Annotated in this window: 10 protein-coding genes; 1 reads left to right on the top strand and 9 read right to left on the bottom strand. The window is 72.1% G+C overall.

The features are described 5' to 3' along the window. Positions 1-67 precede the first annotated feature (67 nt). Positions 68-2,344 carry a hypothetical protein gene (locus BMY07_RS23815; protein WP_143073613.1) on the bottom strand — a complete coding sequence of 759 codons (2,277 nt, stop codon included), beginning with the start codon at positions 2,342-2,344 and terminating at the stop codon, positions 68-70. A gap of 212 nt (positions 2,345-2,556) precedes the next feature. Between BMY07_RS23815 and BMY07_RS23810 the strand changes: the two genes are divergently transcribed. After that, the gene (locus BMY07_RS23810) at positions 2,557-3,375 is read left to right on the top strand and encodes a hypothetical protein (protein WP_092782866.1); all 819 of its coding nucleotides are present in this window, start codon (positions 2,557-2,559) and stop codon (positions 3,373-3,375) included. A gap of 86 nt (positions 3,376-3,461) precedes the next feature. Here BMY07_RS23810 and BMY07_RS23805 read toward each other — a convergent pair whose 3' ends face one another. The 8 genes from BMY07_RS23805 to BMY07_RS23770 all read right to left on the bottom strand — a co-directional run bounded on the left by BMY07_RS23805 (position 3,462) and on the right by BMY07_RS23770 (position 15,976). Then, the gene (locus BMY07_RS23805; protein ID WP_245782608.1) at positions 3,462-7,253 is read right to left on the bottom strand and encodes a response regulator; all 3,792 of its coding nucleotides are present in this window, start codon (positions 7,251-7,253) and stop codon (positions 3,462-3,464) included. 278 nt (positions 7,254-7,531) lie between these two features. Continuing rightward, positions 7,532-11,287 carry a multicopper oxidase domain-containing protein gene (locus BMY07_RS23800; protein ID WP_092782864.1) on the bottom strand — a complete coding sequence of 1,252 codons (3,756 nt, stop codon included), beginning with the start codon at positions 11,285-11,287 and terminating at the stop codon, positions 7,532-7,534. Then, entirely contained in the window at positions 11,284-12,306 is a 1,023-nt protein-coding gene (locus BMY07_RS23795; RefSeq protein ID WP_092782862.1) for a methyltransferase domain-containing protein, read from the bottom strand. The genes BMY07_RS23800 and BMY07_RS23795 overlap by 4 nt, the downstream gene beginning before the upstream one ends. A gap of 18 nt (positions 12,307-12,324) precedes the next feature. Beyond that, positions 12,325-12,594 (bottom strand): Rieske (2Fe-2S) protein, encoded by a 270-nt coding sequence (locus BMY07_RS23790; RefSeq protein ID WP_245782607.1) that lies wholly within the window; start codon positions 12,592-12,594, stop codon positions 12,325-12,327. Then, a complete protein-coding gene (locus BMY07_RS23785) occupies positions 12,591-13,457 on the bottom strand; it encodes an iron-containing redox enzyme family protein (RefSeq protein ID WP_092782860.1) in 867 nt (288 codons plus the stop codon). Before BMY07_RS23785 ends, BMY07_RS23790 begins: the two co-directional genes overlap by 4 nt. Further along, entirely contained in the window at positions 13,454-14,263 is an 810-nt protein-coding gene (locus BMY07_RS23780) for a dihydrodipicolinate synthase family protein (RefSeq protein WP_092783050.1), read from the bottom strand. The genes BMY07_RS23785 and BMY07_RS23780 overlap by 4 nt, the downstream gene beginning before the upstream one ends. Positions 14,264-14,273: 10 nt before the next feature. Next, the gene (locus tag BMY07_RS23775; protein WP_245782606.1) at positions 14,274-14,789 is read right to left on the bottom strand and encodes a DUF6190 family protein; all 516 of its coding nucleotides are present in this window, start codon (positions 14,787-14,789) and stop codon (positions 14,274-14,276) included. After that, positions 14,789-15,976: an aminotransferase class I/II-fold pyridoxal phosphate-dependent enzyme gene (locus BMY07_RS23770; protein ID WP_245782605.1), complete on the bottom strand. Its 1,188-nt coding sequence runs from the start codon at positions 15,974-15,976 to the stop codon at positions 14,789-14,791. Before BMY07_RS23770 ends, BMY07_RS23775 begins: the two co-directional genes overlap by 1 nt. Between the last annotated feature and the right edge of the window lie 597 nt (positions 15,977-16,573).

Genomic DNA, 16,573 nt, shown 5'->3' with positions numbered 1-16,573 from the left:
CACGCCTGACCTGCGTCAACGCGAGAGGGGGCGACCCGGACGGGCCGCCCCCTCGACCAGCGCTCGGTCAACTCCTGCGACGGCGGCGCTGCCAGACCAGCAGCGCGGTACCGGCGGCCAGGAGCAGGGCCGCCACCCCGATCAGCCCCAGCGGCGCTGCCCCGGTCTGCGCCAGCGGCGGCGACGCACTGCCCTGCGGCGCGGGCTGGTTCGGTGCGGGCTGGTTCGGCGCCGGTGGGTTCACCGTCGGCTGCTGCGTGGGCGGCTGGGTCGTCGGCGGCCGGGTGGTCGGCGGGTCGGCCCGGCGGGCGTTGTCCGCGCCGAGCCAGGACGCGGTGGTGTCCTCGTACTCGACGACGTCGGCCCGGGCGTCGGTGACCGTGTCCGGCAGCGTCGGGTACTGCGCGGTGAAGGTCTCCGCGGGGATGGGCGCGCGCGGCGACTTGCCGAAGTCCACGCCACCGGTGGCGAAGGTGAACGTGAGCACCTCACCGTCCTGTTCGTACTCCCGGGTGAAGGTGTAGTCGCCGTCGCGGAAGGACTTCAGGTAGTCCTCGTAGACCTTCTGCTTGCTCCACTGTGTGCGCGCCGGCCACTTGGTCACGTCACCGCTGTCGATGATCGGGTCGTAGGCGTTGGGCCTGACCTCGTTGCGCTGCCGCAGCCAGGCCGCCGCGACCCGCGCGTGGTAGACGCTGCGCAGGTCCTGGAAGTCCGGCGTCGTGTTGACCGCCTTCTCCACCTCGGGGATCAGGATGTCCTTGATGCGCCCGAAGTTGTACTCCTGGACCTCTTCCGGCTGGGTGCACTCCCGCCCCGGCGGCACGGTGATGGCCAGCGGCTCGGCCTGCACCTTCAGCGGCGCGTCGAGGATGTAGAGCTGCCCGCCGTCCTCGCGCACCGACGCGGGCGCGGCCTCGGCCCACACCCGGTAGGTGACCCAGCAGGGCGCGCCGTTGACGTGGCGCAGCGAGTCCCAGAACCGGGTGCCGATCGGGTTGTCCGGCACCATCACCTTCGCCAGCACGTGCTTCATCCGCAGGTCCGCCTCCAGCAGGACCCGACCGGCGTCGGTGCTCGCCAGCTTGTCGTCGAGGATCTGGTCGGGCTGGTCGGGGTTGAGGTTGACCCAGAACGACGATTCCGGCAGCGCGAGCCAGGTGAACAGCGAGTCCGAGGTCAGCTGCGCCACCTCGAACCCGCCGAACGACGGCTCCTCTTCCTCGTTGGCGTTCTCGTCGGCCTCGAACGCGAACTCGACCGCGCCGCCCTCGGGCTGCTCGGCCAGGTACCGCAGTTCCATGGTCGAGAAGTCGATGCCGCCGGGGCGCCTGGGCAGTCCGTCGACCTTGCCGTCAGGCCTGCCGGACCGGCGGGCGAAGTCGTCGTCGACGTCCTGCACCGAGCGCGCCTGCTCGCGGTTGCGGCCCGCGCTGTCGAACAGGTCGGTGGCCGCGCCCTTGCCCGGGTTCGCCGGGGTCGGGTTCAGCAGCCCGGAGGACGGTCCCGGCGCAGGCACACCGGGCTTGAGCACCCGCCCGGTCGCCCGGCGCGTCTCGGCGGGTTCGAGGCCCGCGTCGACCAGCGCCTGCCGGGCCGCCCTGCTCGGGTTGCGGCCGAAGACGTACTGGATGCGGTAGCCGTGGCGGCGCGCGAACTCCTGGTCGCGGCGCACCTGCTCGCGGTCGACGCCGCTGCCCGCCTTGAACTCGTAGATCAGCTTCTCGCGGTGGTTGATGGCGTCGTAGAACCGGCCGCTGACCGGGCGGCCCTGGGCGTCGCGGATGCGGTCCTGGCACATCCAGTCGGCGCCGCCGAGTCCGATGTCGCGGGTGGCGTGGCCCTCGAACGCGGTGCCCTTGTTGTCGTTGCCCATGTTCGGCACGTAGCGGTTGAGCCACTTCTGGTACGGCAGCGCCTCGCTGGGCTTCTTGCCGACCTGGCCGCCGTCGTTCCAGTCCTTGAGCTCCTTGGCCTTGCGCTTCTGGTAGGCGTTCCAGGTGGTGTAGACGTGTTCCTTGCTGCCGGGCTTGTAGGGCGAGCTGTCCTCGCCGTAGTCCGCCAGGTCCTCCGGGTCGGGCAGGCCGAGTCCACGCGCCGCCTCACCGGGGTTGTCGTAGTCGTACCGGCTCGCGTTCTTGGGCGCGGGCACGTTGTTGCCGAAGCCGGGCAGCTGGTTGCGCGCGGGCGTGGGCTTGGTGACGTTGAACATGTCCGCGCACCGCTGCGCCGCCTGGGCGTCGGCGACCGGTGGCGACCACGTGACGACCGTGGCCAGCACCGCCAGCGCGGCAGCGGCTCCTGTGACTCGCCGGGACAGCGAGCCCCCCTTGGCAGAACTCAAAGCGGGTCCCCTCCGGCACGGGGCGTCGTCGACGGCGGCACCCCCTGCCACCTCGATGAATCACCGGACCGTACACCCGGCACCCGGCCGCGGGCAGGCGATTCCCGGCGTTCCCACCGGCAGTTTCGCGGACCGGGGTCGGCGTTGACTGGTCAGCGCCCGGTATCCGCGCGGACACCGTGGCGTGGCGGGAAGTTGGTAGGCTCGCGGGTGTGACGGACCCCGGGGAACAGTGGCGCGCGGACGTCGACCCGTTCGTCGACCGCCTGCGCGATTTCTACGTCTGCGGCGGATTCCCGCTCGACTACTCGGTGGAGTCGTTGCGGCACCTGGAATCGGCGTTCGTCGAGCGGTTCGTGCCCGGCGAGGACCCGTCGTTCACCGAGTCGGTGGTGGCCTACCTCGGCGAGGCGCTGCGCAGGCTCAGCGGCGGCGAGTGGGAGTGGGACGAGCGCGCGGACGTGCCGGTGGTGGTGCCCGGCGCGCACGTCGGCCCGGGTCTGATCGTGCCGACGCTGCTGATGGGCCAGGCGGTCCAGACCCGCGCGGGCACGATCTTCACCGAGGTCGCCGAGAGCCTGCCGCCGCTGCCGGAGCGCGCGGTCACCCGCTCGACGCACCCGTGGCTGGCGGCGTGGCTCGACGAGCGCGCGGCCAAGTGGGACCGGTGGGCGGCCGACTCGGGGCGCGAGTGGGACTTCTCGGTGGAGTCGCTCGACGCCGTGGAGCACCTGGTCCTCACCAGGACCCCGACCCTGGACGACTTCACCGCCCCGGCCAACGCCGACTTCGTCCAAGGCGCCGCCTGGTACCTCGGCGAGGTGGCCCGCGAACACCGCGCCACCACCTGGGAGTACCACGAGGACCCCCTCGGCTACGAGGTCTCCGGCGACGCCTGGGCGGGCAAGCCCTACATCTCCCAACCGGGCCCGGACGGCCACAGCGTCATCCCGATCTCCGTCCTGCGCGTGGCGGTCAAGACCGCCACCCCCGGCACCACCCGCACCCGCTTCGCCTGGCTGGTCGCCTGACCTAGACCCACTGGCCCCTGACACCGAGGGACAGCGCCAACCCTGTCCGACTCGAGACCCACCGAGCCGGGTGAACGGCCACCCACCTACATCTGATCATTCTCCCGCCGGGGCTGCGGCGCCCCCGGCATGGCGTTGCGACGCAGCACGGCCTCCAACTGCTCCCGCCGCAACGGCTTGGTCAGGAAGTCGTCCATCCCCACATCCCGACACCGCTTCTCATCCGAGGCCAATGCCGACGCCGTCAACGCAATCACCGGCACCTGGTTCCGCGGCGCAGGAAGCTGTCGGATCTGCGTAGTGGCCTGATACCCGTCCAGCACAGGCATCTGGCAATCCATCAGCACCACGTCATAGTCCCCCGTGCTGAGCATGCTCAAAGCCTGCTCCCCGTTCTCCGCCACATCCGCGCTGTACCCCAGGGTGCTCAACATCTGCACCACCACCTGCTGGTTGATGTCGTTGTCCTCAGCCACCAGCACCCGCCCCACACTCGGCCGACGCGGCTCAAGACGGGGCACCGGTGCCTGTTGGGGTGGTACGACTGGCCCTTCGTCGGCCAGCAGGCGGCCGAGGGCGTCGCGCAGGGCGGCCGCGCGGATGGGTTTGGAGAGGTAGACCTCGACGCCCATGCGGCGGGCTCGGCGGGATTCCTCTGCTTCCGTGGTGGAGCTGAGGATGCCGAGGCGGGGGGAGCCGGTGGCGGGGTCGGCTTGGATCCGGGCCACCAGTTGGATTCCGTCGAGGTCGGGCATGCGCATGTCGAGCAGGGCCGCGTCGAACGGTTGGCCCGCCTCGGCGGCGGCGCGGAGGATGGCCATGGCCTCGGCGCCGGTGGAGGCGGTGGCCACCTGGGCGCCCCAGGTGCGCAGGAGCTGGGCCACGACCTGCAGGTTGGTGGCGTTGTCGTCGACCACGAGGACCGCGGCACCGGTGACCGCGCCGCTGGTGCGGGTGGCGGGCAGCGGGGCGGTGGCGGGCGGCAGCGGCAGGGTGAAGTGGAACGCGCTGCCCTCGTCCGGCTTGCTGCGCATCCCGATGGTGCCGCCCATCAGCTCCACCAGCTGCCTGCAGATCGCCAGCCCCAGCCCGGTGCCGCCGTAGCGGCGGGTCGTCGACACGTCGACCTGGGTGAAGGCGTCGAACAGGTGCTCCTGGCGGTCGGCCGGGATGCCGATACCGGTGTCGGTCACCGTGAAGGTCACCCGGTGTCGACCGTCGGACTTCTCGGCTGGCGGGATCGACACCCACACCACGACCTCGCCGCCGGGGGTGAACTTGATCGCGTTGGACACCAGGTTGATCAGCACCTGCCGGATCCGGTGCGCGTCGCCGTGCAGCGCGGGCGGGATGGCCGGGTGCACCACCGCGGCGATCTCCAGGCCGGGCGTGCGCGCGGTCGGCGCGAGCAGGCTGACCACGTCCTCCACCACCGACCTCGGGTCGAAGTCCACCGGGTCGATCTCCAGCTTGCCCGCCTCCATCTTGGAGAAGTCCAGGATGTCGCTGATCACCTCCAGCAGCGCGTCCGCCGACCGGCGCAGCGTCGAGACGTAGTCGCGCTGGCGCTGGTCGAGGTCGGTGTCGAGCAGCAGCGTGGACAGGCCGAGCACGCCGTTCATCGGGGTGCGGATCTCGTGGCTCATGTTCGCCACGAACGCCGACTTCATCCTGGACGCGGCCAGCGCCTGGTCGCGGGCGTCGGCCAGGTCCCGCTCGTGCTGCTTGCGCTCGGTGATGTCGCGGACGAACGCGCTGAACACCACCTCCGCGCCGTCCCCCGACCGCCACACGGTCAGCTCGGCCGGGAACGTCCACCCGTCCTTGTGCCGCGCGACGACCTCGCTGGTGGTCCCCAGCAGGTGCGGCTCACCGCCGCCCACCACCCGCCGCACCCCGTCGGTGTGCGCGTCGCGCTGCTCGGGCGGCACCACCAGCTCCACCAGCGGCACCCCCAGCGCCTCCGCCGCGGTCCACCCGAAGATCTCCTCGGCCCGCGCGTTCCACGACGACACCCGCCCGTCCGGCCGCATCGCGACGAACGCGTCCCCGGCCGCCTGCAGGATCTCCCGCACCTGCTCCCCGCGCGCCGCCAGCAGCACCTCGGCCAGCCGCCTGCGCCGCTCGGTCCGCGCCGCCAGCACCAGCGCGCCCAGCAGCACCTGCACGATGAGCGTCGTGATCGCCACGATCCGGCCGGTCAGCAGCGCCGTGCCCGCGTACGCCTTCGCCGCGTCGACCCGGGCCACGACCGCCCAGCCCAACGCCGGGATCGGCCGGTACACCGCCTGGTACTCGGTCTCGCCCTCCGCCGTGGTGGCCGCGCCGCTCTTGCCGCCCAGCGCCGCCTCGACCCCGGCGGTGCTCAACGCCGACACCAGCCCCGGCCCCGGGTCCCGCCCGACCGCCGTGCCCCGGGTGTCGGCGACGACCACCGACACGTCCTGCGCCGCGGCCACCCGGTCCACCAGGTTCGTCAGCGGACCCACCGGGTAGCTGACCGCGATCACCCCGAGCACCCGGCCGCCCATGTCGGTGATCGGCGCGGAGATGGCGATGACGTCCGGGTTGCCCACCACCGCCGACTCGAACGCACTCGACACGTACGGCCCGCCGCGGCGGATCGCTCCCCGGAAGTAGTCCCGGTCGGCGAACTGGGTGCCCTGCACCACCACCGTCGGCGGCGCGATGGTGACCAGCCGGCCGGTCGCGTCGAGCACCCACGCGGCCAGGAACGGCGGCTGCTGGCCCTGCAGCGAGAGCACCGCGTCGAAGATCGCCGGGTCCGGGGTCGCGGCGGAGAACGAGGCCGCGCGCAGGGTCGGGCGCTGCGCGTAGGCGTTGACCAGCGAGCCGATCCCGGTCAGCCGGTCCTCCAGCTCGGCGGAGACCACGTCGGTGCTGTGGGTGAGCCTGCGGTCGACCTCGCCGCTCATCATCCCGTTCGCCACGCTGATCGACAGGTACGCCAGCAGCACCACCGGCAGCATCGCCAGCAGCACGAACAGCGCGCACAGCCGGACCAGCCGCCTGCGCAGCTCCGCCCGCAGCGCCGGGTCGGTGGGTCCGCTGCGGTGCGAGAGCGGCAGCCGGACCAGCAGCAGCACGGTCACCACCAACGACCCCGCCGCGATCACCACGATGTCCCGGGTGGTCGCGTGCGAGGCGCGCAGCAGCAGCACCACGGGCAGCAGCAGCACGCAGAGGGTGAGCGTCGTCTGGGTCGCCCACTCCGGCCGGTTGCGCGCCGAGGGCACCCGCACCGCGAACCGCGCGCCGACCAGCAACGCCGCCGACAGCAACACGCAGGCGAACTGCCCGCCCAGGCCCGCGCGCGCCAACACCCCGCCCAGCAACCAGGCCGCGGCCCACGCCAGCAGCCACGGCGCCGCCCGCCAGCCCGTGTGCGCGAACCGGGCGGCCATCCCGGCGAACACCGGCACCCACAGCCACAGCGGCACCGTCGACCCGGTGCCCGGGATCGTCCACACCAGAACCCCGACCGCGACCACGACGACGCACGCGTCCATGTACGTGAGCACCCCGTGCCGCGCCCGGTACGCCGTCCCCAGCACGAGCACCGCGCCCAACGCCGCAACCGCGGCCGCCGCCGCCAACCACACCCCGCCGACCGCCCACGCCGTGGTCGCCACCACCTGCGCGAGCACCAGCAGCCCCCACGGCCCCCGCCACCCGCGCTCCCCGACCAACAACCGGTACGGGTTCAACGCGACCAGGTCCACCGCGACCAGCGCCACCACCAGCGCGACTCTGGCCCCATCCCCCGGCAACAGGGCGGCGACCACGACCGCGAGCCCGTGCAGCAGGACCCAGGTCCACTGCAGCCCGCGCACCCGCTTGACCGGTGATGCTGTCACCAGCCGAGCGTGCGCCACCCCCGCCGCCACGGCGGGCGGGGTTACCCGACCGGGTGAGACATTCACCCCCTGGCGCCGTCCCTGGGTGACGCCCCGGGGCTCGACCCGGGTCGGTACCCCCAGGGGACCACACTCCCGACCCCGGTGGTGGGACTCCACCCGAAGGAGGGGCGCGGGGTGGCCGGGACGACGGTGTGTCAGGACATGGGGGAGCTGCTGGGTCCCCCATGTCCGTCTCCCCCGCACCACCGCAGCGGTACGGGGGAGACGGGCGCGCGCTAGGAGATCCGGATCAGGCCCCACCAGCCCTCGCTGACGCCCCAGTGCAGGTTGGGGGTTCGGTACACGTAGTCGCCGGGGTGGCGTGGTGTGAACCGGACGGTGCGGGCCGATCCCGTGGCCAGTGCGCCCAAAGTGGACACGTACGGCCCCCGGCCGCGTTCGGACACGTCCCACACCTGGCCGTGGACCGAGAAGCCCTGGTTGCGGATGCGGGATCCGGCGATCACCAGGTGCAGCACCACCTCGTCCCCCACCTCGGCGCGCACCAGCGGCGTCGGCGGGGTGCGGTCGTCCAGGGCCGGGCTGACCGGGTGCAGGTGGGCGGAGCGGTAGTTGTACGCCTTCTGCCCCAGGTCGTCCTTGGCCTCGGACACCAGGTCGCGGACCGGTTGGGTGAGGTCGCCGTCGTGGAAGAGGCGGAGGCCGTCTTGGGCGATGATGACCTGTTCGACCGTGCGCGGCCTGCCCGGTCGGCGGATGACGGCTTGGGCGCCGGTCCAGCAGCGGTGGCCGTGCAGGTCGTACGGCGTCGCGTCCGCCTCTTCCACGACGAGCGCGCCGATGAGGCCGCGCCGCAGGTGGGTGATCGGGTCGGCGTGGTCGCGCAGCAGGACCACACCCGGTTCGTCCACATGCCACCAGTACGTGTGCGAGCTGCCCGGTTTCACTGTGCTGTCCGGGTTTTCACCGACCCGCGTGCCGTCGTGCTCGGCAGTGTCGTAGCGCAGCCCGACAGGGTGCAGCGACACCCGCTCGGACACCACGCGCCGGGCCGGGTTGTCGCGGGCCAGCAGCACCGGGTCGAACTCACTGGCGGGCGGCGGCCCGTCGAGCTCGTTGACCAGCGTCACCGCGACCCATTCCCCCACCCTGGCCCGCAGCACCAGCGGACCGTCGAACTCCGCACCGTCCACTTCATACACCAGGCCGAACGGGTCGAACCGCTCCCCGCTGTACTCCAACGTCCGCGCCCGCGCCCTAACCGTGAACCGCCGCAACGCACCGCGCTCGGGCAGCACAGCCCCGCCGTGGTGCGCGCCGGGCAACGCGGGCAAGTCGCCCTGCTCGGTCTCATGGAGACGGATCAACCCCCAGCACCCCAGCCACAGGTCGTCCGCGGCAGCGAACGACCACAGGTGATCACCAGGCGCCGCAGCGGGTTCCAGGTGCAGGTCGGCCGCGTTGGAGACACCGAGGGTCTGCTGGGAGCGCCACGGGGTGTCGGCGCGGTCGGGCCAGTCGCGCCAGCGCAGGCCGTGGGTGACGAAGCTGTGCTGCTTGTCGAACGAGCCGTCGACCAGCCGCAGCCGGATCGACTCGCCCGGGTAGCCGCGCAGCAGCGGGGTGGTCGGGTCGCCGTGGACCTCGCTGGAGAACCAGTCGGCCGGGTCGCCGCCGCGCAGGTCGAGCGGCTCGCTGCGGTAGTTGACGGTCATGACGCCCTGCTCGTCCATCCCGCCTGGCGCCGACGGGGGGTTGATGGCCCCGCCGTGGCCGTGCTCGGAGTGCTCGAACGACGGCACGTAGTCGGCGACCGCCAGCACCGCCTCGCGGAACGCCGAACCGTCCGGCAGCCGCACCACGGCCTGGCTGCCGGAGGGCAGTTCCCGGCCGTGGTCGGCCGGGTCGACCCAGGTCGCGCCCTCGGGTTCGGCGACGAGCACGCCGTAGAGGCCGTGCCGCTGCCGGTAGTTGGGCAGCAGGTGGTCGTGGAACAGCACGGTCCCGAAGTCGTCGTCGACGTACCAGCGGAACACCCACGAGTGGTAGCCGTCGGCGTGCTCGTCGCGCAAGTCCGATGTGGTCGTCGCGGACAGGTAGTTCCAGCCGATGCAGGCGCCGTCGGAGACCAGCGGGTCGTACTTCACCAGGTGCGAGTGCAGGCCGCATTCGGCCTGGTAGGGCAGTTCCGGGTCGAACGCCGTCGCCGCCTGCTTTCCGGTCGGCAGGTGGTTGGTGAGGGTCATCTCCAGCACCTCGCCCTTGCGCGCCCGGATGACCAGCGGCTCGACCGTGCGCTCACCGGCGGTGACCTGCCGCCGGAACTCCTCGATCCCGCCCGCCGCCTCCACGTCGTCGTGCAGTGCGAAGAAGTGTCCACTGTGGTCATGCCATAGTGGACTGCCGTGGTCGTGGACGTCCCCGGTCTGCACCAGGGTCGCCGTGGTGACCACCAGGTGGTACCGCCGCACCGGGGCACCGACCGGCCCGATCTTGGTGAACGCCTCCCCCGGCTGCGCGTCCGGCACGAACGCCGCCGACTCCAACGCGGTGGGCTCACGCCCCATCCCCGCGGGCATCCCCGGCGTGCGCGGCGGCCGCGGCGACTTCCGCGGGAAGGTCGCCGCCTCCCGCATGAACGCGGGCCACCCGGGCCGCTGCGCGGTCGGCGTCGGCGGTCGGTTGCCCGGCAGGGGGACCAGCGGTTCGATGACCGTCCCATCGGGATAGTGCCCGGACCCGTCCTGCAGCGTGTCGAACGCGCGCAGCAGACCCCACATGCCCATGTGGAAGTGCGGGTACAGGTGGCAGTGCCACACCGCGTCGCCGACCGCGTGCTGGGTGGATCCCGCCCCGCCGACCAGGTCCAGCGTCAGCCCCTGCTGCGGCCCGAGGCTGACCGAGTCGACCACCGGCGACCCGTGGTCGTCCGGGTCGACCCGCCACTGGTGCAGGTGGGTGTGGAAGACGTGCGTGTCGCGCATCCCGCCGTGCACCAACCGGAGCACCACGTCGTCGCCGCAGTAGCCGAAGAACACCGGGGTGGCCGGGTCACCGAACACCCAGGAGCTGTGGTGCAGTTCCTCGCCGGTCTGCGCGTCGCGCACCGGGTCCAGCCGGTGCTGCTCCATGAGCTGGTTGTAGACGTGCTGGCGCCAGCCCAGCGGTTCGATGCGCAGGTTCACCGGCAGCATCGCGTTGCTGACCGGTTCCAGGTCGCCGATGTCGTCGGGCCGCTCGGCGGTGGGCACCGCGAACGGCGCCATCCCGGCCAGCAGCGGCGCGCCGTGGTCGTGCCCGCCGCCGTGGTCGTGGCCCGCGGGCGGGCTGACCGGGTTGTCGTTGCTCGGGTACTCCATCATGGAGATGACGTGCTCGCGGAAGCTGCGCCGCGGGGTGTGCACGTCGGCGGAGATGCCGCTGGGCAGCGGACCGCCGGTGCGCGGGTCGGTCCAGGTGGCGTCGTGCGGCTCGACCACGAGCGCGCCGTTGAGGCCGCGGCTCTGCGTGCCCTCGCCGCGCACGTCGGCCATGTCGCCGAAGTGGAACACGCCCTCGTGCTCGCACAGCCACTCGAACACCCGGGTCCCGCCCGGCCGGACCGAGCTGTCCGGGTTGGCGCCCGCGTCGAGGCCGTCGTGGCGGCGGGCGTCGTAGCGCACGCCCTGCGCGGTGATGCCGACCGGGCGCGGCAGCTCGTTGGTCAGCCGGACCCGCACCAGCTCACCACGACGGGCGCGCAGCACCAGCGGCACGGCCAACGGGTGCGGTTGGGGCACCAGGTCGGGGTCGGTCAGGTAGCTGGGGAACGGGTCCGGCCAGTCCGCCGCGACCGCCCGCAGCACGGGAGCGTTCTCGGCCAGCACGTACAGCGCGCCGCGGCGGTCGTGGTCGCCGAAAGCGTTGTAGGCGATGGGAACCTGGAGCGCGACGACGTCGTACTCCCGCACCCGGGGCCTGCGCTGCGCGACGGTCACCTCACCGCTCTCGGCCAGGGCGGCGCTGTCGATCGAGGTCGGGCTGTCGATCATGCCGCACCCCGCACCAGCGCCGCGGTCCCGTGGTCGAACTCCGCGACCACCTCGCCCCGGCGCAGCACCCGCCCGCTCCACCGGTAGTCGTTGCCCAGCGAACCCCGCGGGGTCCACGAGTAGTCCAGCACCAGCCGATCCCCCTGACGCACCTCGACCGCTTCCCGCACCGGCAGGTAAGCGTGCTTCCAACTGTCCGAAGTAGACCCGGCGGCGATGTCGTCGCCCGACAGGTCCAGTGCCACCGAGGGTGACAGGGTCGACACGAAGTACCCCTTGAACCCGGTGAACACCCCGTCCCGGCGAACCGTGTACGGAGTGGACACCGTGCCCGCGGCGGCCGCGTCCGCGCCGAACACCTGGGAGATCACCACGCGCGGCGACGCCAGGTGCGTCGAGATCGGGACGATCGCGTCGTAGTAGAGCGAGAACGGGTCACGCGACCCGAGTCCCCCGTCGCTGCCCGCGATCGACTGCGCCCCGTGGACGTCGCCCGCGGTGACCCGCTGGTGCGCGGTGGTCGCGGCGACCGGCACGAGGTAGCACTCGGCCGAGCGCGGCAGCACGACGCCGCCCTCGGCGAGGAACCGGTGCCGGGCGTCGGCCAGGATCGCCACGCAGCCCTCGTTGTCGACCAGGTTGCCCAGCGTCTCCGAGATGATCACGTCGACCCGGTCCGGCAGGTCCACCTCGAACGACAGGCCCGCGACCGGCACGAACCGCTCCGCGAACCCCGCCTCGGCGAGCCGGGCCGCGGCGGTGGCCAGCACCGACTCGGCGAAGTCGAGCCCGTACACCCTGGCCGCGCCCGCCTCCAGCGCCCACCTGGCCAGGATCCCGGTTCCGGTGCCCAGGTCGAGCACCACCGCGCCCGGGCGCACCACCTCGGCGATGGCCTCGGCGTAGGCGCTCATCCGCAGCCGGTCGCCGAGCAGCAGGTCGTGGAACCCGGAGTCCCAGTCCGCCACCAGTTCCGAGGCGGGCAGCCACACCTCCTCGGCGGAGTATGTCTGGCTCATAGCTGTTGTTCTCCCCCTTCACGTACCGGGTCGGTGTTCCGGGACGACCTCGGTCACCGGCAGGTCGCCGCTGACCGGTCCCGCGACCCGGCACCCGGTGGCCAGGTCGAACACCGACTTGTGCAGCGGGCAGGTCACCCGCAGAGTGCGCGGGTTGACGTGCGCGTGCACCAGTCGGCCCTTGCGGTGCGGGCACTCGGCGGCGATCCGGAACTCCCGCTCCCCCACCGTGATCGCCACCTCCCGCTCCGACACCTGGCGGACCACGGGCTCCCCGGCCACGGTCACCGCCCGGCGGTCTTGGCGACCGCCTTCGCCACCGCGGCGTCCATCGCCGCGCCGAGCAACGACGACAGCAGGGTCGCGCCGACCAGCAACTTGGTCGGGTCGAGCCCGCGAGCCGCCTCGTACTCCTTGATCGCGGTCTGCATCTCCCTCATGTGGAAGTCGTCGATGTGGATGTGCTCGGTGTAGTAGCGGCCGTTGGCGATGCCCAACCGCTCGCAGGCGCGGGCCTGGAAGGCGAACGCGTCCGGGATGGCGGCTTCCAGGTAGGCCAGCGCGCCGAGGAAGTACTCGACGTCGACCGCGCGGGAAGCCAGCCAGTAGAACGAGTTCAGGAACGCGTAGGTCTCGTCGTTGGTGTCGCGCAGCACTTCCGGCAGCTCGTCGGGCAGGTCCAGCTCGGCGAGCAGGTCGCGGTAGAGCTGTGAGTGCGCCTGGGCGATGTTGCCGCAGCCGAACTCGTCGATCATCACCCGCATCACCGCCATCTGCGCCCGGATCGGCAGCCGCGCCACCGCGGGGAAGAAGTTCTGCGCCTCGGTCAGCCCGTCCGGTGCGAACTCCTCGACCACGACCGCGAACTGCTCCCTGGTCGCCTCGTCGGCCAGGTACCGGCTGCTGGGCGCGCCGTCGCGCTCCTCGGCCAGCAGCACCGCCAGCGCGGCGACCCAGTCCGCCCTGGTGGCCAGCGGCGCGGTGTCGGCCTCGATGTCGGCGACCAGCGGGACGATCCAGTCCGCCTCGGCCGCCTCGATCCGCGCGTAGCGGGCCGCGGTCGGCACGCTCCTGTTGTCCAGGAACAGGTCCCGCTGCGGCCGGTCGCCGGTCCGCAGCAGGGACAGGTCCTTGTCCACCGCCGTCGTCAAGGTTCCTCCCCCACCGGGGTCACGGCCGCCGCGGTCGAGATGACCCCTCGGCGGCACAGGTGTGCTTTCACGTGCCGGTACCAGTCCGGCTCGGTGAGCCGGTAGCGGGCGCACGCCGCGTCCAGGTCGGCCGCGGCCGCCTGCCCGGCGAGGTAGCGGGCGCACAGGTCCGGTTCCAGGTTGGCCAGGGCCAGCACGCAGCCGTCCACCCCGGGCGTCTGCGCGACCAGGTCCTCGTAGCCCTGCCACACCGCGACCGGTGGCGCGGCGGCCAGCAGGGCGCGGGTGGCGGCGGGGTCGCCGCCGCTGTCCTTGACGGCGACGACCCCCTCCAACTCGCACACCCGCAGCAGCGTGGCCGGGTCGAGCAGGTTCCCGGTCACCGCGGACTCGTGGTACACGACGACAGGCGCGGCCACGGTCGCGGTGACCGCGACGTAGTGCTCGTACATCTCCCGCTGGGTGACGCCCGGCCCGGACTGGGTCGGGACGACGACACCCGCCGCGCCGAGGGCGACCGCCTTGGCCGCCCTGGCCACGACCTCGGCGGTGGTGCGCCGCTGGGTGCCCGCCAGGACCGGCAATCCCCTGCGGTGGGCGAGGGTGTGGCTGACCACGGCCGACCAGCGGTCGTCGTCGAGCGCCCAGCCCTCGCCGGTGCTCAGGCCGGGCACGAGGGCCACCACGTGCCCGGCCACCGCCGCCACCAGCCTGGCCACGTCCGGTCCGGACACCGACCCGTCCGCGGCCAGCGGGGTGACCAGCGGGACGATCACGCCGCCGCTGGGGACACCGAGAGCGGTCACCACCGCCGGGTCACCGCCCCGCGCCGGGGGAATGGGCGACCCGCAGCACGAGCGACTCCCGGTAGAGCTGTTCGAGCTTGTCCGGGAACGCGGGCTCGGTGTCGACCCGGTCCGGTCCGCGCACCGGCAGCCCGCCGCCGGTCGGGTATCGACTGTCCACTGTGAACAGCGTGCCGCCCCTGGCCACGACCTGGCTCACGGTGAGCCGTTCGGTCAGCGGCAGGTGCGCCAGGTCGGTGAACCCCAACGCGGCGGTGACGTCGGTCGCGGTGTAGCCGACCCTGGACACCGTCATGTCGGTGTGCAGGTTGTCCATGAACGGGTAGTAGGCGTCCTGGACCTCGCGCGGGTAGGACCACACGATGTCGTCGCAGCGGCCCACCTGCTCCAGGCTCATCACCACCCCGGTCGCCAGCCGGTCGACGAAGAACCCCTTGCAGGCCAGGCGGATCCGCTCGTCGGCGCTGTGCATGCCCATGAACAGCGCGGCGTCGACGAACTCGGCGACCAGCGTCGCGGGCGCCACTACCGGACCTGCGCGTCGACGGCGGCCCGCAGCCTGGTCATCGCCTTGGCGAACATGCGCGGGTCGCGGGCCAGCGCCACCCGCACGTACTCCTCGCCGCGGCTGGGCTCGCTCCAGTGGAAGTAGCGGCCGGGGAGGACGTAGAGGTCGTCGTCGGCGAGCACGCTCTGCAGCCTGCTGGCCGTCGACAGCGGCGGCAGCACGCGGAACCAGGCGACGCTCACCTTCGCGACCGGCTCCTGGTAGCTCAGCGGCGACCCGGCCAGCGCGCGGATGGCGGCGTCGCGGTTGGTGTCGAGCACCGAGCGCACCGAGGCCATCCGGTCGGCGGCGGAGTCCTCGATGTACTGGGTGAGCATGTTGAGCACGAACGGCGAGACGTTGAGCAGCACGCTGGTGTGGATGTTGTAGACGTCGAGCCAGATGTCGCGGCTGCTGGTGAGCAGCGCGCACTTGGCGTCCTGCACCGGCCAGGTCTTGCCGGTGTCCTCCAGCGCGATGTAGGTGACGCCGGAGTCCTCGAGCAGCTCGTAGATGTCGAAGCGCTCCAGCGTGTCGTCGAACAGGGTGAACGAGGCGAAGCAGAAGTCGATCAGCAGCAGCTTGTCGTGGTCGCGGCAGAACCGCAGCACCTCCTCGAACCCGCGCCTGCCGTGCCGCAGCAGGGTGGCGCCGGTCGGGTTGTTCGGGTCCACCAGGAACAGCGCGTCGGTGCGCACGTGCGCGGCGAGGTTGTCGTAGATGGACCCGACCTCGTCGAGCAGCGACTCGGCGACCGGGTACAGCGGCACGCCGACGTTGCCCAGGACGTCGTGCAGGTTGTCGAAGCAGGGCTCGACGAGCGAGACCGACATCCGGTGCCGCTTGAGGTACATGGCGGCGACCAGGGTCGAGATGGACGCCGCGTAGGACAGCAGCGTGCGGTTGAGCGTCAGCGCGGTGTGCTGGCCGTGCAGCCGGAAGAACGCCTCGGTGAAGCGGTGCTCGTAGTCGGCCTGTGTGCCTTCCTCGGCCTCGTACCACAGCTGCGGCAGCCGGGCCACGATCGCGCGCTGGCTGGGCGACTGCCGCTGGTGGGTGTGCGCGTCGGCCAGGTTGAACTCGGTCTTGAGCGCCTGGATCTCGTGCTGGGTCAGGTCGACCAACCCGGTCGAGAACACCTCTGTGGTGGTCGGCGTGGTGTTCACGCTAAGTTTCCTCCCCCTGTGGCCGGTGGCCGCACTCGACGGCGCGGCGACACCGCGGCGGAGGCGCGCGGAAATGACCACACGACCTCCGGCGCGCGAAAGCAGGACGGCCGTGATCGACACGACCGTCCCGGTCCGCTCGCCCGGGTTGCGCTTTCCCCCGCACCTGCGCCTACGGCGCCCCTAACCCCCTCGTGCCCCACCTCACCACGTCAGTGCGCTGCGGTGAGCGCGCGTGCATGAACGCGATGATGATCGTGCAGCCGAATTCCCCGCCTCCGGTCCACGCGGCCGGTCAGGTGCCATCCCAGCTGGTCGGGGCGCTGGACAACGCGGCGCCGAGCTGTGACCCGCACCGGGATCCGTTCGCGTGACAACGAACCGGAGACCCCCATTTAATCGAGTCGAAACCGATGCCGCAGACGATGCCACACGCCACCGCACCGGGCAACAAGCTGTCTGGAATTCACTCGATAAGGAGTCCGCCACACCTTGTCGGGTGTCCCGAGCCGGACGCATCGGACAAGGCCGGAAGCTGGCTAAATCACGCTGTGAACGTCCGTTGTCGCTTTCCGCAATGTCCACCGAGCGCGTCCC

Origin of the sequence: Actinokineospora terrae, from assembly GCF_900111175.1 — a bacterium.
Lineage (GTDB): Bacteria > Actinomycetota > Actinomycetes > Mycobacteriales > Pseudonocardiaceae > Actinokineospora > Actinokineospora terrae.
Note: the sequence above shows the minus strand (reverse complement) of the source record. Positions and strands in the feature narration are given on the sequence as shown.

What these genes read in the sequence shown, in the direction of transcription:
- BMY07_RS23795 (WP_092782862.1), bottom strand. Translation starts at nt 12,306, where the DNA reads ATGAGCCAGACATACTCCGCCGAGGAGGTGTGGCTGCCCGCCTCGGAA.
- BMY07_RS23800 (WP_092782864.1), bottom strand. Translation starts at nt 11,287, where the DNA reads ATGATCGACAGCCCGACCTCGATCGACAGCGCCGCCCTGGCCGAGAGC.